Raw genomic sequence first — 22,165 nt, forward strand, 5'->3', positions numbered from 1 at the left:
ACTGAATGTGAGCAGTTAATGCCGCCCAAGGTAAGGTTTTTACTACAAGCGACTATTGTTGTTGCAACCTCTACCTTAGCCGGAACTGCGCACGCAGAACCGGCTTTTATCGTTTCTAACAATGCAGCGGCGACGAATGCCAATGCTTCTCCTCTGGCCCATGCCGATGTGGTTAACACGCTATCACGCTTGTCGCGTAGTTACTCGCTGCCGTCTGACCAGCTAACCGCGCAAGCGTTAACGGTTATTTCTGCTGCATCTAATAGCGCTACAACCTCAGCTGAGGTGGTTGAAGAGGTTGCAGGTCTTGGGATCCCTGCAGGGGAAGAGTTACTGTTATCGCTTTATATTGATGATCTTTATCTATCTGATGTGTTTGCAATCAAAAGCCAGCGCAATGCTCAATTTAGTTTAATAGGTTTGTTTGAGTTAATCGATTTTCCAATTGAGGTCGATATTGCTAACGCAAAAGTTGAAGGCTGGTATTTAAATGAAAATCAGCCTTTTTTACTGCAGTTACCCCCTCAAGAGGGTGAGCCCGCTATTGTTAAAGTTAACCAGCAAACACTGTCGTTAGCCGCAACTGATTATACCCTTGTGGGTGATGATATTTATGTGGCGGGCGACGTTATTCAAACCTGGTTTGGGCTGCAATTTAACTACCTGTTTTCGAACCTATCGGTCACTATTAATAGCGATGTTCCGTTACCTATACAGCAGCGGTTGGCCCGCCAAAACAAGAAGCTCAATAGCTATAGTGGTAGAAGCACCAAGCCTGTATTGCCTTGGAAAGGGTCTGGTTATCAAGCGGTGTCGGCCCCTTTGGTTGATGTGCAACTTAACGCCTCTGTCAACGAAACCAGCGATTACCAAAGTTACTCAGTATTAGGCAGCCATGATTTTGCTTTTTTAACCAGTGAGTTTTTTGCTAGTGGTAACAGCAGCGATGCCTTAACCGATTTACGCTTGACGCTGTCAAAAGAGTCCGTTGCTGCAGACTTACTCGGGCCGTTAAATGTGAGTCAGTTTCAAGTGGGTGATATTGTACCGGTCAATATTGGTGCCGGAAGCACCTTAGGGTTAAGTCGGGGTGTGTCGGTAAGCAATGATGCCGTGGGCAGTGTGACGAATCACCGCACCATTAACCTCAGTGGCGATATTCAGCCGGGTTGGGATATCGAAGTGTATCAAAATGGCCTGCTAATCGATCAAGCTTTTAGTATGCAAGATGGTCGCTACGAATTTAATGATATTGAGTTGTTGTACGGTGATAACCAATTTGAGCTGATTGCCTATGGCCCGCAAGGGCAGGTAAAAACCGAACGTAAGCAAGTGTATATTGACGGTAATAAACTCAAAGCTAAGCAAAGTAGTTATAACGTTTCGGTGGCGGATATTGGCAAGAGTTTGTTTGGTATTTCAAGTACCAATAGTGAAGATGATGCCGCTGGCTGGGTGCTGAGCTCGACGTTTGATTATGGTATTACCGACTGGGCTACGGTGAATTTTGGTCTGCAACAACAGTTTTCAGATCAAGATAGCAAAAGCAACAAAGATGCCTATGCGATTGGTGGCGACTTTAACCTATTTGAGCGGTTATTGGTTGATGTTGATTATCAATTAGAGGGTAATAAAGACAATACGTTTGAATTATCGGGCCGAACTAAAATCGGTGATCAGTCACTTAAGCTTAATTATCAACGCACACAAAGTACGGTAGCCGATTTAACTACAGTATATAGCCAGTACTCCGCTGACCATAGTGGCTCGGTGTTTGATGGACAGCCGTATCGTATTAATTACCGTAATGACTGGCAGCAAAACCGTTCTGACCAAGGTTCAAAAACCAATATATTTAGTAACTTGCTAGCAATGAACACGCCGTGGTTTAACATTAATAATCAGTTGGACTGGTATGAAAGCTCAACGGAAGTTAATGATCAGCACTACAGCAGCCTTAGCGGGCAATTACAGTTACAAAAGAGCTTCGGCTGGGTATTTAGCCGTCTTAAGCTTGGTTATAGCATTGAGCCTGAACCCGAAATTACCCATGTATCGACTGAGGTTTCGGTGCCGATTAATAGTGTCTTGCAGTCTGAATTTAATGTCGATTATTACCCGGTATCGGATCTGTTAAAAGGCGGGGTTGACCTTAGTTGGCGCCATGACAACTTTAGCCTTAATTCGAGCTTAAGCCATGATAACCAGGGCGACTGGTCTGTAGGGGTTTATGGTCGCTTTAGTTTTGGCTACGAGCCCGAAACCGATCACTTTTTTATGTCATCGCGAAGCATGTCCAGTTCAGGGGCGTTAATGGTACGAGTGTTTGAAGATGAGAATTTGAATGGTATTTTTGATACAGGCGAAAGCGTAATTGAAGGTGCGCGGGTGAAAGGCGTGCAGCAATACCGGCACGCAACAAGTAACCAAGATGGCATTGCGATGTTGACTGCCATGTCGAATCAAATGTCGACCGATGTTGTGCTGGAGCAAAAAAGTTTAGGCGATCCCTTTTTAATTCCATCAATACCCGGTGTGTCGGTTACCCCGCGGCGCGGGCATTTACAAACGCTAGATTACCCAGTGGTTAACGCGGCAGAGGTTGAGGGAACGGTTTATGTTACCGACAGCAATAATCAACAGACCGTAGCACGTTATGCAACGGTCAACTTAGTGAACACTGAAGGTGAAATTGTTGCCACAACCGAAACCGAATTTGATGGCTATTACTTGTTTACCGACCTCGTACCCGGCGATTATAAAATTGCGATTGATAGCAACTATACCAGCCGTAAAAAATTACGTGGCGATAATGAAATGGCAATTAGTTTACACAATAATGGCGATGTGATGAATGGCGCTGACTTTACCTTTGACCAATTGCAGGTGAAAAAAGGCTATGCCATGAACTTAGGCGAGTTTAACTCTTTACGGTTGCTTAAGGTTTATTGGCAGCTGGTTAAGCGCCATTACAATGATGCCATGAGTCAGCAGGTTTTTTATATTGAGAATAAGCAAACCAAAAATTACGAACTTAACGTTGCATTTTTGGCTAAAAAACAACAAGCTGAACAAGGTTGTGAGCGCCTTAAAACACTTGATTTAATGTGTGATGTTGTTCCTTTAGAATTCGAATTTTAAACGTAAGAAGCGTTTTGTTTTTTGCATTTAATGAGTATGAGCCCCGTGATGAACCGTAAACTGAAGTTAATATCAATATTACTAGCAACGCTGTTTAGCGTTGCAGGCTGCATGACTAACCCAGCCCCGAAATTGGCCGAGAAAACTGAACAGCAAGCGCTTATCGATAAGGTGGCTAAGCTTGAAAGCGAGCTGGCTGAGTGGCACGAAATGAAGGGCGCGTTATCACGCTTAATTGTGATTGAAGGCGACTTAAAGCTGCTGGTCGAACAGCTCAATATGATTGCGGCAAGTAGCCAAAAGACGCCGCAAAGCCCTGCAGTGGCTGAAACAAAAGCTGATAAAACCAAAGTTGATAAAGTCAACGCCTTACCTGAGGCGCAGCCTCAACTTGCCAACGTTGACACGCCAGCTGCCACCTCGGCTAAAGCAACGGCAACCAAACAGAATGTGGTTAAAAACAGTGCCACTAAAGCGACTGAGGCGACAGACGCTCACTCTGGAGTGACACTGGCTAAAGCGCAGCCGAGTCAAAAAATAGATGACACCGCTAATCAGGTTAAAGTGCCTGAATCGCTCGCTATGCCGGCGTATGCCTCTGCCTACCCAAGTGCACCACAACAACCAATAGAAACCGACACCAAGGTGCTAAAAAGTGCTAACGCCCGCTCAGCTTCAACGTCAGTAACCAAGGCTACGACTCCGGCAAATGCGAGGTATTCGTTGCAGTTATCGTCGGTGGTGAGCTATGGCTTACTTGAGCCAGCGTGGCTTGAGTTGAGGGCTAAGCATAGCCAACAATTGGCTCCGTTTGAGCCAAGGTATGAGCAGGTTGTGGTAAAGGGTAAAAACTATTACCGCATTAAGGTTGGCATGTTCAGCCAACGCGATAAAGCGCAATCGGTGTGTAAGCAAATGAAGCAAAGCGGACTTGATTGTATTATGGCAACCACCAAAGGGATTAACCTTTACAACGCGCGGTTATAGATCTGCTAGCCGTACTGGATAACAAGGCTTATCCAGCACACGTGAGATATGGCTGTGCAGCTAAAAGTTACATTTTTAGCCTGAATTAGTTGAGTAGCTCGTGATTTTCAGGCAGTTGACGGCTGATCCACAGTACCAGTTTGTGTTTCATATTCGGGCCGTCTTCTTTGTCTTTTGGTAGAGCTTGGATCAGGTTGTCTTTAACCAGTAAGCGATAAATACATTCCACTTTGTCTTTGGGGGAAACACCTTTACCAAAGTCTTCAAAACCTCTCTTTTTGGCGTAGCCTATGCCGATTTCCATCGCTAGTTTTAATAGTTGTGCATCGTGTTTTCCAGACTTCATTTAATCACTCTCATTGGAAATATTCATTATGAATCTACGCTATTGAGATTAGATTTCAATGACAAAATGGTCAAATTAGCTGAATTTTCTTGTAAGCGTTACCGCAAGCACTGATTGGGGCATATTGTGAGCTGCAAAAAAAAATGCCGCTCAGTTAACTGAACGGCATTGGTTTGGTTGCGATTAAATAAAATAGCAAAACAAATTAATAAACAAGCTGTTATTTGTTAGAAAAGTCGTTTCCAACTAGCTCTTGTTTGTTTTCTGCTTGCGGCGTATGACACTGCGTACAGTTATAGTATTTGTTGTCTAGCTTGTCGCCCGGTAGTAAGTGCGACGCATCAATCTCAGTCGCTTTCATACGTTTTGCTTTCGCTGGGCTATGACAGCTTACACAGCCATTACGCTTTAGTGTGATAGGGTAGTTAGCTTTATGTGGGATCATTGGAGGCTGGTGTACAAAAGTACGCTCCATTGAGTTACCACGTTTTGGATAAACCGGAGCCGGATCGGCTGCACGGATCTCGGTTATTTCAGATTTACCTAGCGAGACCACATTAACAGGGTCTGCTGATACAGTTGCTTGCTGACCAGAACAAGCGCTAAGCGCCAATAGCGCAGCTAAGGTGAGTGCTTTTTTCATTGGTTGTTCTCCGCCTTTAGGGCAATTCGATTTTGATACTGGAAAACGCGTTGGGCGCAAACGTCGATACAACGGCCGCATTGAGTGCAATCACTGTCAATTATCATGGGTTGTTTGCCTTTTAAAGCTGGTTTTAATACCTGTCTTTCTGGGCATATTTCAAAACAATCCATGCAGTTGTCGCAGTCTTTGGCATTCACTGCCGATACTTTCACGGGACTGGCTTTACCTAGCAGGGCAAATAAAGCACCTGTCGGGCAAAGGTGTCCGCACCATGCTCGCTCACTGATAAATAGATCCAGCAAGAAGATGGCGGCTAAAATCCACAAGCCACTGCCAGCACCAAATAACACGGCGCGGTACAGAATGGGGACAGGGTTAAGCCATTCCCATACTGTGATGCCGGTTAATACAGGCAGAATAAGCACTAGTGCGAGCAGGTAGTAACGTAAATTTCTTGGCATCTGCGTCGTGCGAGGCAAGTTCATTTTACGTCTTAACCAGCTGGCAAGGTCAGTCACTAAATTAACTGGACAGACCCAACTACAAAACACTCTGCCACCTAATAGCGCGTAAAATACGGCAATGATGACAGCGCCAAGTACTAGGCTTATCTCGGGTATATGCCCTGTGAGTAGCACTTGCAAGGTGGCAAGTGGGTCTGACAATGGCACGGTACCTAAGAGTTCGCTGGCTGAGAGGTTGCCTTTAAGCAACCACAGTCCTAACCAAGGGCCTATTGCAAACAATGCAAAAACACAGATTTGACTTAAGCGACGTAAAAATAGGAATTTGTGGGCGCGCCACCATCCTAATTCGTTAATGGCCGCTTGAGCAAAGCCGTGTTGTGTCGGTTTTTGCTTTAGTGTCTGGCTCATAGTTCAAGCCCTCGGTTTAACATCTCAAGTGTGTTTGTTTCGGTATTGCTATAAGTATCGTGTGCAGCGGTTTTGCCCAGTGCAATATGGGTGGGTAACACTTTAATTGCGGCAACATCGAGTACGCAGGCGTGTTCGCATTTTCCGCAGCCAGTACAGCTATCGCTGTTAACCTTGGGTAGGAACATCGCGTGGTGGCCACTACGACTGTTGCGTTGCATTTCAAGTGTGATGGCGTCATCCATTATCGGGCAAACCCGGTAACAAACATCGCACCTCAACCCTTTAAAGTTAAGACAGTTTTTCTCGTCGATGAGGACGGCAATACCCATTTTTGACTGATCAATATCGGTCAGCTTGTGATCCAGCGAACCCGATGGGCAGGCTACAACACAAGGGATGTCGTCACACATTTCGCAGGGAACGCTACGGGCGGTGAAGTATGGCGTGCCAGTTGCGGCACCGTCAAACCAGCGAGCCAGTTTGAGGGTGTCGTATGGACAGGCTTCTACACACAGGCCGCAGCGAACACAGGCCGAGAGAAAATCAGTTTCATTTAATGCACCAGGAGGTCGAATCGCGAGTGGGTCTAACTGCGATGACTGTTTAGCCACCGCGGTTACGCCCATGCCAAGCAAGCCCATGGCGCAACCCGCTTTAGCCGAGGTGGCTAAAAACTGGCGGCGATTAACACCTTTTGCACTGAACTTGCTTTGATTGACCTTACTCATTGCTTTCGTTATCTCTTTTGGCTCAAGCGATTAAAGTTAAGTTTGTGGGTGAAAAGTCTTAAGCTTTCATCACTTTTACAGGACACTTCTTGAAATCTGTCTCTTTTGACAGAGGATCAGTTGCGTCGAGTATCAACTTGTTGACCAGCTGGCGCGCATCGAAGAATGGCATAAATGCCACGCCTCTTGGCGGCTTGTTGCGGCCTTTAGTTTCTACACGGGTTTTAACTTCGCCGCGAGGCGAGGCAACAATAACTTCGTCGCCACGTTTAACACCCCGTGCTTTTGCATCTTCTGGATGTAAAAAGATTTGTGCATCTGGGTAGGCACGATATAGCTCTGGAACACGGGCTGTCATTGAACCTGTATGCCAATGCTCAAGTACGCGGCCGGTTGATAACCATAGGTCGTACTCTTTGTTTGGCTCTTCAGCGGCTGGTTCATATGGCAGAGCAAAAATAACCGCTTTACCATCTGGTTTGCCGTAGAAGTTAAACCCTTCACCAGCTTTAACGTATGGATCACTGCCTTCAACGAAACGGCGTAGGGTTTCTTTGCCGTTAACCACTGGCCAGCGTGCGCCGCGGTTTTCATGGTAAGTGTCAAAGGGTGCTAAATCGTGGGCGTGGCCGCGACCAAATTGGGCGTATTCTTCGAATAGACCTTTTTGAACGTAAAAACCAAATGCGTCTGACTCGTCATTGAGTTCCGCTTTACATTCATCGGCTGCGAACTTGTTAACCACGCCGTTAGCATAAAGTACGTCGAACAGCGTTTTATCGGCGTATTCAGGTTTTTTAGCAACAAGCTCTGCAGGCCAAACTTCTGATACTTTAAAGCGCTTAGAGAACTCCATTAGCTGCCATAAGTCAGACTTTGCGCCTTCTGGTGCTTTAACTTGCTGATGCCACATGTGTGTACGACGTTCAGCGTTACCGTAGGCACCTTCTTTTTCTACCCACATTGCTGTTGGTAAAATTAAGTCGGCAGCCATTGCGGTTACAGTTGGGTATGGATCTGAGACAACAATGAAGTTTTCTGGGTTACGAAAGCCCGGGTAAATTTCGTCATTGATGTTTGGACCGGCTTGCATGTTATTGGTACACATTGTCCAGTAACAGTTCAGCTTGCCATCTTTAAGCATACGGCTTTGTTGTACTGCGTGGTAACCCGGCTTCGGTGGAATGGTTCCTTCTGGCAGTTGCCATAGCTCTTCAGTAATCTTACGGTGCTTAGGATTTTTAACCACCATGTCTGCAGGTAAGCGGTGTGAGAATGTACCGACTTCACGTGCAGTACCACAAGCCGATGGTTGGCCTGTTAGTGAGAACGGGCTGTTACCTGGGGTGGCGATTTTTCCGGTAAGTAAGTGAATGTTATAAAGCATGTTATTAGCCCAAACACCACGAGTGTGTTGGTTAATACCCATGGTCCATAAACTCATAACTTTTACTTTTGGATCGGCATATGCTTTGGCTACTAATTCGAGCTTTTCTGGCTCTACGCCACTCATTTTTGCCGCGTATTCAAGCGTATAAGTGCTAACGAACTTAGCGTATTCATCAAAGCTGATAGGTGCAGATTTACCGCTACCTGGGTTTTTGGCTTTTTGCTCTAATGGATGCTCTGGGCGCAGACCGTAACCAATATCGGTGGTGCCGAGTGCAAATTTAGTATGTTTGGTCACAAAGTCTTTGTTAACTGCATCATTTTGGATGATGTAGTTGGCGATGTAGTTAAGAATCGCTAAGTCAGACTGTGGGCGGAAAATCATCGCGTTATCAGCAAGATCGAAGCTACGGTTAGTATAAGTAGATAATACATGTACGCGGCTTGTTGGGCTGCTTAAGCGGCGGTCAGAAAGGCGAGCCCACAAGATTGGGTGCATTTCGGCCATGTTTGCGCCCCACAGCACGAATTCGTCAGCGGCTTCAAGGTCATCGTAACAACCCATTGGCTCATCGATACCAAAAGTACGCATAAAGCCACCAACAGCTGATGCCATACAGTGACGCGCATTTGGGTCGATGTTGTTAGTAAGGAAACCAGCTTTGTGTAGTTTAGAGGCGGCATAGCCTTCCCAAACTGTCCATTGGCCTGAGCCGAACATACCGACTGCGGTTGGGCCTTTGGTTTTGAGTGTGTTTTTCCACTTATCTGCCATGGTGTCGAATGCGGTATCCCAGCTGACAGGAGTGAATTCACCCTCTTTGTCGTATTTGCCGTCTTTCATACGCAATAGTGGAGTGGTTAAACGATCCTTACCGTACATAATTTTCGATAAGAAATAACCTTTAATACAGTTAAGGCCTTTGTTGACTGGGCTTTGCGGATCGCCTTTCGTTGCCACAACCTTACCGTTATCGGTCCCTACAAGAACGCTACAGCCTACGCCACAAAAACGACAAGGTGCTTTGTCCCACTTAATGGTATTTTTTTGCTCTGCTGCTTCAACTATCTTAATTGGCAGAGTCGCACCGACGGTTGTTGCGGCGGCAACAGCTGCGTTGGCTTTTAGAAACTCGCGACGGCTAATGCTCATGGTGTTCCTCACTCTTTTGTTCTGCTGGATCTACTTGATGATAAATTAAACTGCTATTAATCACGCCTTCAAGGGCGTTAATCGCTTCGACGTTATCGAGAATGGCGCCTTGGGTTTCACCTTCAATAGTGACCACAAATTTGCCTTCATCGGTAACTGCATGGATTTCGGTGCCTTCAAGTGCAGACAAGCTTTGCTTGATATCTGCAACAGACTTGGCCGCGGCGTGTACGACCAAACTGGTAATATGAAATTCTTGGCGCATTTTTTACCTTCTTTAATTCGGCAAGTAACATTGGCATGCAAATGTACTGCTCATTACCAAGGTTTATCTTGAGTCTAGACCTCACAGATTTTGTGGGTATACCTCACAAGGGGTATTGAGGATTTTTGTAGACCGAGATCAAGTTTTACTAGTGACCAAGATCACATAACTACCAATAAAGATTAGAAGCTAGATGGGTTTTTGTCCAAATAGAGGTTTAACTTGCTTTAGATTAAATAATTAGCATATTCAATTGCTTAGTTAATGATAATTATTCTTATTTGCATAATTGTTGAGGCGGTGTTGACTCGTAGTAGTCAAGGTTATTTATCTGTCACAGTTTGTTCTTGATTTAATATCCTGTGAGTTCCATATAACCCATACCTTGGTGGGTACCGCTGACAATAATGGGCCCTTCCCAATAGGGGATAGACAATGGCATGCTTGAATCATTGTTGAGTGGCTTAGTGGTGATGTCGATGTTTTGGGACGGGATCTCAATATGCCATTGTGTGGGGTAACGGCCTGATGCTGTAACTTGCCATGCGGAGGGCGTCATGTGTATTTGTGAATTATTGATAATGCTGCCAGTGCCATCTTGGTGCATTAATTTAGCGCTATAAAAGTGCGCTTTGGGGTCGCTGCTGTCTCTAAGTTGGAACAGCATTAGCGTGGTGGTATTGGTTAGTCTAATCGCAAACCAATCCCAACCTTGCTGTGTTTTAGACAAAAACTGCGAACTCCACTCTCGGTCTAGCCATGCTTTACCACTGACATATTCACGTTTGCCGTTTCTGACTAAATGCCCACTCACGTTAATAAAGGGCTGTGTATAGTAATAGGATGCCACAGTGCCTACGGCATTTTTTTCGCTGTAGCCGTTTTTGCCATGCAGTTGAAAGGGAGCGCTGCTCGTAAGTTGTAGTTGATAGCTAAAGTCAGTGGTCGCTACATTTAAGGTTGCTGGAAACAAGTGCTCGTTTTGGCTTATCCATTGCCAGTCATCTTGGCGGATAGATAACGGTTTAGCTTGCGTACCGGCGATGCTGTTATGGCCACGAGACCATTTTTCAGCGGCCTTATGGCTAGCTTGTGTGGTAATGGCTGTGTGCGACATATAAAGCTGCTGGGTTTGCCAAGGCGTTTTACTGCCCCCGCCGGCTGTAGACACTTGTGGGTTAGCGGGTGGGGCGAGCGCAATGCGGAATTGAGTCCATTGTATGCCAATTTTTTCTTGGGTTTGTGTTTCTAAATTTGCGGTGAGGTACCACCACTCTTGTCTAAAATCATCATGCGCCATATGGTCTGCCGGAAAGCGCAATTTAACACCAGGCGTGACAGGGCTATAACCTTGAACATCGCCATCGAGCAGTTGTCCCATCCCGGTTGCTGGGGGCTGTGCTGGTGAGCATGCGATAAGCATAAGGCTTGATAACAGGGCGAAAAACAGCTTGTTCATAATGCTTCCTGTTGCAGGCTAGACACTAACGGTCTGCGCGTTTGCCAATACAGTGGTAACAGCACCGCTAGTGCGCTGGCAATTAATGCGATAATGACCACTTTAAAATAGGCTTGCCAATCCCACACCATTGCAATGCTCCAGCCAAAGGCTTGTAAAGTGACCTTATTGATAAGTAAGTAGCCTAGCAAGGCGCCAGCAGGTAACGCGAGTAGACAGGTAAATAACACGATTAAAAGCATTTGAATCGAGACTAAGTTGCGTAATTGAGCGCGACTAACCCCGAGTGCATAAAGCCGCGCTAACGGTGCTTGCCTTGCTTGGGTTAGCATCAGGCAAGCGCTGAAAAGTCCGATTGCCGCAACCATTAAAGTCAGGCTGTTCAATACTAAAGTGATTGAAAAAGTGCGTTTAAAAATCTCTAATGCGCGCTGTTTAATTTTTGCTTGGTTATACATTTGCGCAGCAGAAAGCGGAACTTGTTGCTGTAGTTGCTGTTCGAGCTGGCTAATATCGCCAGCGTATGCGGCGGCAATACTGGTGGGGTTGCTGGATAATCCGAGTTTTTTCCAGGTTGGTTGACTCACGATGACTTGTCCGAGCGGGTTACCGTAATCATAAAAAATGGCGCCAATCGGCAGCGCGGGTTGTGAGGCGTTAGCAAACTCAGGGGTTGTGACCATATCGCCAATATTAAGGTTAAATTTAATCGCCATTGGCTCACTAATCATTAGTGATTTGCCTCTAAAAAATTCTGGCCATAAGTTGCTGATTTGGGCTTTCATCTGGTTGCTGTTTCTAAGCGAGTGTAGATCTCGGGTCATTAGGCTAATGGGAGTATTTTGGTAATGGCTGTTGTGTACCCATTGTCCATAAGTCTGCGTTACCTTGGGATGGCTTTTTAAGATAGCTAAAGTGTCGGTAACTTTATCGCCTGGTGGTCGAATGTAAATGTCAGCATATAAGCGGACATCGAGCCAATTTTTAAGGGTGATTTCAAAACTGCCTACGAGGGTGTTCATGGATATATTTGCGGTTAGCGCAAGGAGCATGGCCATCATCGCTAACGACAGTGGGGCTATCAGTTCTTTGCTTTCAGCCACCGCATATTGCCATAAACCATGCTGACTGACGCGCTGTGCTAAAGACAGGCACAGCCGCAGTGACAGTGGTAGCAACAGTGGGATCGCCACCGTCACTAGGCCAAGCAACACTAGGCTGTATTTATAGTCTTGGCTAAAGGGAAATAATGCGGCTGTTAAAGCAAGTAAGGCAATGGCTGTGGCAAAGAGTATTTGCTGGTATCGCCCGGCATGGCGTTGTTGTTCAAACCGACTGCCGCTACGGGCCAAGGGTTGTTTTGCTAACGCATTAAATAAGGGGAAACAAGCACATATTGCAGCTACAAAGGTTAATCCTATCGCTTGGTACAGCCAGCTCCACTGCCATAACCCGGGCAGTAATCGAGCGCCATACAGTTGTTCTAAGGTTAGCGCTATCATAGGTTGTAGCCAATGACTGAGTTGTAAACCTAAAATAAAGCCTAGTAATGAGCCAATAATCACCAGCGTTAATAGTTCTAATAATAGTGCCAATAATAATGCCCGTTGCGGAACACCTTGCTGCTGCAATTGCACTAATAATCGTTGCCTTTTTAGTAGGCTATAGCGCACGCCGTTGTAAGCAATAAATAATCCAACCACAAAGGCTAATAAGCTCATGGCGGTTAGGTTTAAATGAAAACTCCGTGTCAGACTGATTAAGCCTTCTCCGGCGTCTTGCTCTGTAAACTCAAATGGCTTGGGCTGGGCAGTATTTCCTTGCAGATTAAATAACTGGCTGATATCGGTTTTTAGTTGAGCGGCATCGCCAAATAGGGCGATATAACTGAGCTCGCCAGGTTGGTGAAGCAGGCGCTGCCCAAGGGAGATATCCATTAAAATGGCTTTACCAAGACCAAGTTCATCATCGAGGGGGATGATTGATAGCGCCATGCCCTCGAGCTCGAGTTGACCATTGGTGCCAACCTGGTCGGCATGGCTTTGGCTCATAAGGATGTAGGGCTCACCTGAAAGTAGCTTAGCTAGCGGAATACCACTTGAAAGCAGAGAAACCTGCTGTGATTGCTCGCTGTTGTGCGCTGTTGTTTGTTGTTGCACCGATAAGGCGGCGATGAGGTCGCTGGCTTGAATGTCCCAGTGCTGGCCTTGCTTGCCGGTAACAGTACCGGTCAGTACCGCTAAAGCTTGGCTTAAGCCTGCTTGGCGTAGGCGTATATAAACTGAGTCGGGTAATGACTTTTTCCCTGCCAGCGGCGTCAAAATAAGCTGCGCTCTTTGACTAAGTAGCTCTGTGGCTTGTGAGTAACTACGAACGGCATTTTCGTTAGTGGCGCGAACACCAATTAATAGCATTACCGCTAAAATAAAGCCCAATAAAATGGCTCCGGCTTGTAGTGGCGCTTTTAGATAGTGGCGGCTAAAGACGTTAAGGCTTAAACGCGTGGTCATCCAGAGAGAGTTACTCATGGATATGACCTTGTTCTAAATGCCAACGGCGTTGCATAAACGCAGCACATTCAGCGCTGTGGGTAACCATTAAAATACTGGTTTGAGATTCTTTTGCCAGTTCGGTGAGTAGCGTCATAACGTCTCTGCCGGCATTTTCATCGAGGTTGCCAGTGGGTTCGTCAGCTAATAATAATTGCGGTTTATGCGCTAATGCTCGTGCTATAGCAACGCGTTGCTGCTGCCCACCAGAAAGGGCTTCTATATGACGGTTTTTAACTGCGCTTAACCCTAGCAAGTCAATGAGGTGATCACACCATGGGGACCAATGTTGCTGGCTTAAGCGTAGAGAAAAAGCGATGTTGTCTTTTACATTAAGTGGGGTAAGTAGGTTAAATTGTTGAAATACTACGCCTAAATTACTGCGCCGATATTGGCTCCATTGGCTGTCGTGCCAGTCGGCGGTGTTATTGCCAAAAAGTGACAAGTTACCACTGTCAATGAATTCAAACCCACCAATAATGTTAAGCAAAGTACTTTTGCCACAACCGCTTGGTCCAGTTAGTGCAACGGTTTCAGCAGGAGCTAATTGCAGATTAGTGTTATCAAGAACTTGATGGTGTTTATCACCATCATTAAACCCTTTGCATACGGAATTTAGCGTTACGATGCTGTTGCCCATTGTTACTCCTTTAACGACCATTACAACTTTTTAAGGCAGGCCATTTTTTGGGTATAGCCCCACATTTTGCGTGGGCTACAGTTAAATCTAGCATGTAATGAGTAATAAATGTGCATCAAAAATATAAATTTGATCGTGGTAATGGCGTGCATCGGCACCTGTTTTAGTTTTTGAAGGTCATAATTACGAGGCAAATAGGCGCTGCAACCATAGTGACAGCGCTAAGGACCAAATTTTGCACATTATGATGACACGTATACGCCGTAAAATTTTGTAATTTAGTCGGCAATATTAAGGTGTTGGCAAAAAGTATTGTCTACACTAAATGCAATGATGTGTTGAATATAACGACGCTTTTGAATTTTGACGGTTAATGAAATGTATTGCGCATAGTTAGCTCCATAGCCGCTTAGCGTACTCAATACTGTGTCATTTGGCGTCACACTATGGAAAATGGATATGAACCAACTTCGTACCTTTCGTAGCCGAATTTTGTCGCAAATGGCCTTACCGTTAATTGCGATTATGGCCGTGGTTTTTAGTGTTAACGCTTGGTTTAATTACCAGCAAGAAGAAGATTACATTTACCAAGAACTTGATAAAAAAGCTGAAAACATAGCGCGTCAGCTGCAATACTTCCTTATTTCTGCTCAAAATGACACCCGATCTTTTGCCGATTTATTGAGTGAAAGCGACCCCGATTCGCTGTTTAACCATGAAGAAAAACTGAGTCAGTTATTGAGTCGCCGGTTGGAAAGGCACCCTGATTTTTATGGTAGTGCTATTGCGTTTCAAAAATCGACTGTTGCAGACCGAGTCTTATTCGCCCCCTATGCCTATCGTGAAAATGGCGCTGTAAAAGTGATTGATATTGGTGCCAACGGCTATGACTATACCGATGGTTCATGGAGCTGGTGGACTGAAAGTATTGATAATATTAACGGCTATTGGTCTGCTCCCTATTTTGATGAGGGAGCGGGTAATGCATTGATGATTAGTTATTCGCATCCTTTTGGTGAGAGTTTGCCTTATGACGGTGTAATTACTGCTGATTTAGCGCTAAATATTATTCCTAAAATGGTGAACGTCGCAGATGATTTAATTGTTGTTATTAATAATAAAGGGGAGTTGATTTATCACGTTAACGAAGCGTTATTACTGCAAAATAGTAACGAAAAATGGCTTGAACAATCGGCCGATAATGACTCCTTTCTTGCCCTGCTAAATAGTAATAAATCGGGCTCCAGTAACATCGAAGATAGAAAAGGTGATACCTACCTTGCCAGTATTGGGGTCGTGCCGACGCTTAATTGGCGAGTGATTATCATGACGCCACAAACACAACTACAAAATACCTTTATGTTGGAGTTCTCCTCTCTCGCGCTAAATTTACTATTAATTTCAGTTATGTTGCTGATTACTGGTTATTTAACGGCAAGAAGGCTAACCCGTCCGATAGAGGAGTTAGAAAGCGGTATTGCCGATTTTGGTGCTGGTAAAACGAAACAGTTAGCGGTTCCAAAAGGGGCGGTCAATGAGCTGATCACATTAACGGATAAGTTCAATGATATGGCTGTAGCACTCGATGAACGCGAGCAAGCTTTGCTCGACTCGCGTGGTAACCGCTTTGCCAAATTGATTGATGGTATGAGTGCTAAATCTTTTTATGCCTCAATTGAAGCTGACGGCCATATTGCTCAGGTTAGCGATGGGGCGGAAGAGGTATTGGGGGTGAGCCCAGATCTATTAAAGCGTAAGTATCAGCGTATGTTTTCGGATAACCCGATTAATGATCAAAACTGGCTCTATATGGAAGAGGCATTGCGCGGAATTACCGTGCCACCACACCAAATTGAAATGATCGACAGCGAGGGACGCCTGCGTCGGTTAGATGTATTTATGCAACCATTAAGTTCAGAAAGTGGCGAGCTGTTGTCAGTTGAAATGCTGTTTAATGACGTGACGGAGCAGTTTTCTGCAGCGGCGTGGTCAAATGCTGTGCTGGAGTCTGCACCCGAGGCAATGCTGATTGTTGACGATGTGGGCAAATTGGTTTTTACCAATAGTCGTTGCCAAACGTTGTTTGGTTACAGTGAAGCCGAAATGTTAACGATGTCTGTAGATGATCTTGTGCCTGATTCAGTTAGGCCGCACCATTCGAAACTGCGACACAAGTTTGTGAAAGAAGGTCGAGATAGAAAAATGGGCTTAGGCTCTACATCAGTTCTGATGGCTCGCAAAGCTGATGGTAGTGAATTTGCTGTCGAGATTAGCCTGGGCATGTTGCCCTTAACTGCGGATGGTGACCAACAAGTGGCTGCTACCGTAAGGGATATGACCGAAGAGTTAGCGATTGCTAAGCGAATTAAAGACAGTGAAAACCGTTTTCGTGGTCTGGTGACCAATATTCCAGGTGCCGTTTATCGTACTCGCATTGAAGACGTTTGGGTAATGGAATACATCAGCGACAACATTGGTGATATTACCGGATATCCCGCCTCTGATTTTATCGAAAACAACAAGCGAAGCTTTGCCAGTCTTATCATCGAAGAAGATGCCGATATAGCTAAAATATCGATTGGATCTGCACTGGTCGAGCAAAAGAACTTTGAAGCTCAATATCGAATTAGACACCGTGACTCTAGCATCCGTTGGGTACATGAAAAAGGTAAAGCGATTTACGATAACGACGGTGTTGCGTTGTGGTTTGACGGCAGTATTAACGACATAACTCAGAGTAAAAAAGCCCAAGAAGAGATAGCGCAATCGCAGCAACAGCTTGAAACGATCACCGAATCGATCCCAAGTACAGTGTACCAATTACACTGGCGATCGGACGATGAGCGCGAATTTACGTTTTTATCGAGCGCTTGTATTACCACGCTGGGTTTTCATCGCGATCAGGTGGTAAATAACTTTGATCTAGTAGCTGACAGCATCGTTACTAATGAACGATCTCACGTGATCAAAGCGTTGTCTGGCACTGGTGAGTCAGGCCTTAATTGGATCGAGGAGTTCCGCTACCGTCATCCAATGGGCGATGTGCGCTGGTTACAAGCAGGAGCACACGGTAATCGGTTGGTCGATGGCAGTATTATCTGGAATGGTTATTTGATGGATATTACTGAACGTAAACAGATCGATCGCGAGCTGGCAAAACGAGAAGCTCATTTTAGAGCGCTATTTGATAACGCTGGGATCGGCATTGTGAATGTTGATGAGCGAGGCGAGATCTTAGATTGTAACGAGCAATTTAGTTTCTATATGCAACGCGCGACTAACGAGCTAAAAGGTACCTCATTTTTTGATTATCAACATCGTGATGATCGTGATGCCGTTAACGAAAAATTTGTTGAGCTAATGGCAAACGGCGATAACAGTATTACTACCGAACTACGTATGCTGAACCAAAAAGGTCAGGTAATTTGGATGGATGTTACGCTGACGGGTTTACAAGACAAGCAAGGGCAAATTAATTCTGCAGTGCTGTCTATGTCAGATATCACTTCACTTAAACAGCTATCGACTGAGCTTAAAACCGCTAAAGATTTTGCCGATGCAGCCAGTCAGGCTAAAAGTGATTTCTTGGCCAATATGTCGCATGAGATCCGTACACCGATGAATGCGATTATTGGTATGTCGCAGCTTTGCTTGCAAACGGAACTCGACCACAAACAGCAAAATTATGTACAGAAAATTGATAGAGCATCGAAGTCGCTATTGGGCATTATCAACGATATTTTAGATTTCTCTAAAATAGAGGCCGGCAAGCTTGATATTGAATCGGTGTCATTCCAACTCGATACCATGTTAGAAGATTTAAGCGATATGTTCTCGGTTAAAGCTGCCGACAAACAGCTAGAACTGCTGTTTGCGGTGGCGCCTAATATTCCGCGGCAATTAGAAGGTGACCCACTGCGCTTGAGTCAGGTGCTAATTAATTTGATGAACAATGCGATTAAATTTACCGAGCAAGGCGAGGTACTGTTATCGATTAATCATTTAGAGCATGTTAACGACGACATCGTGCTTAAATTTAGTGTCCGAGACGACGGCATTGGGCTGACCGAAGAGCAGCGCAGTAAATTGTTTAAATCATTTAGCCAAGCTGATACCTCAACGACCCGTAAATATGGCGGTACAGGTTTAGGATTGGCAATTTGTAAGCAACTTGTAGAACTGATGGGAGGCGAGATAGGCGTTGAAAGCCAAATTGGTCGCGGCAGTACTTTCCATTTCACCGTTAAGCTAAAAGTTGCTGACAATAAACTGCTAAAAGTGAGCCAAGAGCTCGAAGGGATGCGCATTTTAGTGGTTGATGACAATGCGACAGCGCGAGATATTTTACGCACCACACTTGAAAGCATGGGCTTTGAGGTCGACACAATGAAAGACGGCGCGCAAGCTGTAGAGCGCTGTAAAACCACGGATTATCCATTGGCGCTTATTGATTGGTTAATGCCAGGTATGAACGGCTTAGAAACCTCGGCCGCCATTCTTGATGGTAGTGATAACCCACCAAAAATCTTAATCGTATCTGCGCACGCCAATACTGACCTCACCGAGCATATTAACGATGTTGATATTGCCGGATACATCACCAAACCTATCAGCGCATCACGTTTGCTTGACGGTATTATGTCTACGTTAGGTAAAAGCGGAGCCATGCCAGTACGCCGTAAAGGCGAAGAGATCAGCCAGACAATACTGACTCAATTACAGGGTAAACGAGTACTACTGGTTGAAGATAATGAGATGAACCAAGAGGTCGCGACTGAGTTTCTTGAGCAAGTTGGTATCGACTTAACAATTGCAGATAATGGTCAGATTGCATTAGATAAATTGGCCTTAGAATCGTTTGAATTAGTGCTGATGGATTGCCAAATGCCGGTAATGGATGGCTACGAGGCGACCAAAGCTATTCGGCAGCAATCGCAATTTGCAGACCTACCGATTATTGCAATGACGGCCAACGCAATGGCGGGTGACAAAGAAAAATGTATTAGCGTTGGCATGAATGATCATATCGCTAAACCTATAGAAGTGGACTTACTTTATAAGTCGTTACTCGAATATTTAGGTGAGGGAGATGCAACGTTTTCACAGACTGAAGTCGAGGGCGATAAAAATGAAAATTCAGTGCTGTTTTGGCCACAACATGCGCAGCTAGATGTCGATAAAGGCCTGCAGCTAGTCCAAAACTCAGTGCGGTTGTACAAGCGGATTTTTGAGCGCTTTTATACAGGCCAAATGCATGCTGCTGAGCAAATTGATTTAGCGCTAACTCAAGGCAAAACAGAAGACGCCATTCGGTATGCTCACACATTAAAAGGGGTGTCGGGTAACTTATGCGCTCCTCGTTTAGTTGAAGTTGCCGGCGCGATTGAAACGGAATTAACCGCAGATAAAGATGCCGATGTATCGGCTCAATTGGCCGAAATAACAGCTTTGATTGCCTCAATTTGTGATGCGATATCTGACTGGATGTCACAGTTAATCCAAGGCGGTGACACACAGGTACCAACCAGTGCCGCAGAGACTTTATCGCCTGAAGAGTTAGCTAGCGCAGCAAAAGAGTTGCTAGCAATGCTCGATGATGCTGATTCAGATGCGGTCGAAAAGATGGATGAGATGAAGGGTAAAGTTGCGGCGGATATCTGGTACAAAATGAGCCCCGCAGTGGCGATGGTTAATAGTTATCAATTTGATGACGCAGCAGAGTTGATTAAGTCGATATTCGAGTTGTAGCTGGGTAAATCACCACTCTGACAATTAGTAAATGATGCCATCACGTACATATAAACCTGACTATACTAAGAGATTAATTTAGTCGTAATAGTAAAGGAGAGTAGGTTTAATGGAAAAAGCAACCATTTTAGTTGTGGACGATACTCCTGATAATATTGATATTCTTGTTGGAATATTAAGCACTGACTATAAAATTAAGGTGGCTATAGACGGCCCTAAAGCACTAGCATTAGCCCAAAAAAATCCACCTGATATTATCTTGCTGGATGTCATGATGCCTGGTATGAATGGCTATGAAGTGTGTGAGCGATTAAAGCAGGATCCATTAACCTGCCATATTCCGGTTATTTTTGTTACGGCATTAACCGATACATCCGATGAAACGCAAGGCTTTGCGATTGGAGCGGTGGATTACATTACCAAACCCGTGAGTGCGCCAGTGGTTAAGTCGCGAGTTAAAACGCACTTAGCGCTTTATGATCAAAAGCGCTTACTCGAAGAGGAGGTTAAAGCGCGAACCCACGAGTTAGAAGAAACTCGCTTCGAAATTATTAGGCGCCTAGGGCGTGCTGCTGAATATAAAGACAATGAAACCGGCTTACATGTGGTGAGAATGAGCCACTATGCGCGCCTGCTAGCGAAGAAATCGGGCTTACCTGATAAGTATTGTGAGCTTATCTATAACGCTTCTCCGATGCATGACATCGGTAAAATTGGCACACCCGATGCTATTTTAAAAAAGCCGTCTAAATTAGATGATATAGAATGGGTGGAAATGCAACGTCATGCCGAAATCGGCGCCGAAATTATAGGTGATCATAAAGATCCTTTGCTCGAAATGGCCAGACGTATTGCGTTGTGTCATCACGAAAAGTGGGACGGTACCGGTTATCCAAAAGGTTTAGCTGGCGAAGATATTCCGATTGAAGCGCGCATTGTGGCTTTAGCTGATGTGTTTGATGCGTTAACCTCGATTAGGCCTTATAAAAAAGCGTGGTCGATTGAAGACACAATCGCATTAATTGAAAGTGAATCGGGTAAACACTTTGACCCTACATTGGTTACCAACTTTAAAGCCATTATCGCCGAAGTTACCGCTATACGTGACGAGCACCATGAAACTTAATGTCGAAGCATAAAAAATAAAAGGCGCTGAGGCGCCTTTTATTTTAAGTGTTTACTTGAACGTGCCAGTGCGTTGCAGTGCTAGTTATCTTCTAAACTATAAGGTAACGCGACTATGCTAAGTGATGAGACTGCATCATCAGCGATTCTTAACGCGGCGTTAAGTGGTGTGTCGTTGGCTAATACCGCAGTTAATAACACGTCGTTATCACGCTGTACGCATTCAATGATAGTGCCGCCACGGCGATAGCCTTCGCCTTCTTCTAAGGCTATTTCTAACTGGCTGTCACGAGTTAATTCTGCTGATACAGTACCAGAAACAATATATAGCGCGCGCTTATTGCCGCCACGGTATTTCATTCTGGCAATTGTTTCTTGCCCCATGTAACAGCCTTTATTAAAGCTGATGCCGTTTACGGCTTGGACATTACACATTTGTGGTACAAATTTACCCTGATGCTCTGCGCTAATATTTGGGTAGCCGGCTAGAATTTCGAGTGCCTGCCAAGCGGTTGCATCAAAAGTTGTAACGTCAGCAAGTTGCGTAAAGTCTGCAATATGTGCTTGCTCTATAGCAACAATATAACGGCCAGAGTCATGAATAATCATGGCATTACCGGCTAAGGTTAGCTCATCATTTAACGGGCCAAATTGTTCTGTGAGCCAAGTCGCCGCTTGTTCACCCGCAACGCCATAGATCAGCCAGTTGTCAGTAACATCAGTGAGCTTGGCTTTACTAAACACCGCATATTTTTGTAGCTGTGGTAAATCTAGTGCCAAGGTTGATGTAGGCATCATCAAAAATAAGGTGTCGTTTTTGGCGAATGTTCTGAAGGTTGCCAGCATTTTACCTTTAGGATCGCAATGCGCTCCCCAACGCCATTGTGTGGCTTCAAGTGAGCTAATATCTGTTGTGACTTGGCCATGAATAAAACTGCGCCCTTGTTCGCCTGTCACTGACATTAAACCTAGGTGAGAAAGACGAGACACAATAAGAGCAGGTTGTTGTCCGTTTAAAGGCCAATTTGGCTGAGTAGTTGACAAGGTCATGAGCAGGTCCAAGAGTTAAACGAAAAGAAAGCTGATTGTAACGCTAATTAACCGTGGCGAA

15 protein-coding genes are annotated in these 22,165 nt (G+C 45.0%); 4 read left to right on the forward strand and 11 right to left on the reverse strand.

The genetic code is table 11. The features are described 5' to 3' along the window. Positions 1-18 precede the first annotated feature (18 nt). Both RGE70_RS01900 and RGE70_RS01905 read left to right on the forward strand, forming a co-directional pair. Entirely contained in the window at positions 19-3,141 is a 3,123-nt protein-coding gene (locus RGE70_RS01900; protein WP_310469870.1) for an SdrD B-like domain-containing protein, read from the forward strand. A 48-nt stretch (positions 3,142-3,189) separates the two neighbouring features. Then, positions 3,190-4,128 carry an SPOR domain-containing protein gene (locus RGE70_RS01905; protein ID WP_310469871.1) on the forward strand — a complete coding sequence of 313 codons (939 nt, stop codon included), beginning with the start codon at positions 3,190-3,192 and terminating at the stop codon, positions 4,126-4,128. Positions 4,129-4,213: 85 nt separating this feature from the next. Here the strand turns inward: RGE70_RS01905 and RGE70_RS01910 are convergent, their stop codons facing one another. The 10 genes from RGE70_RS01910 to RGE70_RS01955 all read right to left on the reverse strand — a co-directional run bounded on the left by RGE70_RS01910 (position 4,214) and on the right by RGE70_RS01955 (position 14,603). Next, on the reverse strand, positions 4,214-4,474 hold the full coding sequence (locus RGE70_RS01910; protein ID WP_310469872.1) for a DUF5062 family protein: 261 nt from the start codon (positions 4,472-4,474) through the stop codon (positions 4,214-4,216). Between the two features lie 220 nt (positions 4,475-4,694). Beyond that, positions 4,695-5,117, reverse strand: coding sequence for a nitrate reductase cytochrome c-type subunit (locus tag RGE70_RS01915; protein ID WP_310469873.1), 423 nt, complete (start codon positions 5,115-5,117; stop codon positions 4,695-4,697). Beyond that, on the reverse strand, positions 5,114-5,995 hold the full coding sequence (napH, locus tag RGE70_RS01920; RefSeq protein WP_310469874.1) for a quinol dehydrogenase ferredoxin subunit NapH: 882 nt from the start codon (positions 5,993-5,995) through the stop codon (positions 5,114-5,116). The genes RGE70_RS01915 and napH overlap by 4 nt, the downstream gene beginning before the upstream one ends. Further along, positions 5,992-6,726: a ferredoxin-type protein NapG gene (napG, locus tag RGE70_RS01925; protein ID WP_310469875.1), complete on the reverse strand. Its 735-nt coding sequence runs from the start codon at positions 6,724-6,726 to the stop codon at positions 5,992-5,994. Before napG ends, napH begins: the two co-directional genes overlap by 4 nt. Positions 6,727-6,784: 58 nt before the next feature. Continuing rightward, positions 6,785-9,268, reverse strand: coding sequence for a nitrate reductase catalytic subunit NapA (napA, locus tag RGE70_RS01930; protein ID WP_310469876.1), 2,484 nt, complete (start codon positions 9,266-9,268; stop codon positions 6,785-6,787). Then, the gene (locus RGE70_RS01935) at positions 9,258-9,533 is read right to left on the reverse strand and encodes a chaperone NapD (RefSeq protein WP_310469877.1); all 276 of its coding nucleotides are present in this window, start codon (positions 9,531-9,533) and stop codon (positions 9,258-9,260) included. The genes napA and RGE70_RS01935 overlap by 11 nt, the downstream gene beginning before the upstream one ends. A gap of 352 nt (positions 9,534-9,885) precedes the next feature. Next, positions 9,886-10,992, reverse strand: coding sequence for a lipocalin-like domain-containing protein (locus RGE70_RS01940; RefSeq protein ID WP_310469878.1), 1,107 nt, complete (start codon positions 10,990-10,992; stop codon positions 9,886-9,888). Next, on the reverse strand, positions 10,989-13,520 hold the full coding sequence (locus tag RGE70_RS01945) for an ABC transporter permease (protein ID WP_310469879.1): 2,532 nt from the start codon (positions 13,518-13,520) through the stop codon (positions 10,989-10,991). The genes RGE70_RS01940 and RGE70_RS01945 overlap by 4 nt, the downstream gene beginning before the upstream one ends. Continuing rightward, on the reverse strand, positions 13,513-14,181 hold the full coding sequence (locus RGE70_RS01950) for an ABC transporter ATP-binding protein (RefSeq protein WP_310469880.1): 669 nt from the start codon (positions 14,179-14,181) through the stop codon (positions 13,513-13,515). Before RGE70_RS01950 ends, RGE70_RS01945 begins: the two co-directional genes overlap by 8 nt. 278 nt (positions 14,182-14,459) lie before the next feature. Then, positions 14,460-14,603, reverse strand: a complete 144-nt coding sequence (locus RGE70_RS01955) for a hypothetical protein (RefSeq protein ID WP_375087887.1) — start codon at positions 14,601-14,603, stop codon at positions 14,460-14,462. A 31-nt stretch (positions 14,604-14,634) separates the two neighbouring features. On the opposite strand from RGE70_RS01955, the gene RGE70_RS01960 reads away from it, so the two are divergent. Together RGE70_RS01960 and RGE70_RS01965 are read left to right on the forward strand one after the other, a co-directional pair. Continuing rightward, positions 14,635-19,929, forward strand: a complete 5,295-nt coding sequence (locus RGE70_RS01960) for a PAS domain S-box protein (protein WP_310469881.1) — start codon at positions 14,635-14,637, stop codon at positions 19,927-19,929. A gap of 109 nt (positions 19,930-20,038) precedes the next feature. Further along, entirely contained in the window at positions 20,039-21,055 is a 1,017-nt protein-coding gene (locus RGE70_RS01965) for an HD domain-containing phosphohydrolase (protein ID WP_310469882.1), read from the forward strand. 80 nt (positions 21,056-21,135) lie between these two features. Here RGE70_RS01965 and ygfZ read toward each other — a convergent pair whose 3' ends face one another. Next, a complete protein-coding gene (ygfZ, locus tag RGE70_RS01970; protein WP_310469883.1) occupies positions 21,136-22,104 on the reverse strand; it encodes a tRNA-modifying protein YgfZ in 969 nt (322 codons plus the stop codon). Between the last annotated feature and the right edge of the window lie 61 nt (positions 22,105-22,165).

Source organism: Shewanella youngdeokensis (assembly GCF_033180165.1).
In the GTDB taxonomy this organism is placed as follows: domain Bacteria; phylum Pseudomonadota; class Gammaproteobacteria; order Enterobacterales; family Shewanellaceae; genus Shewanella; species Shewanella youngdeokensis.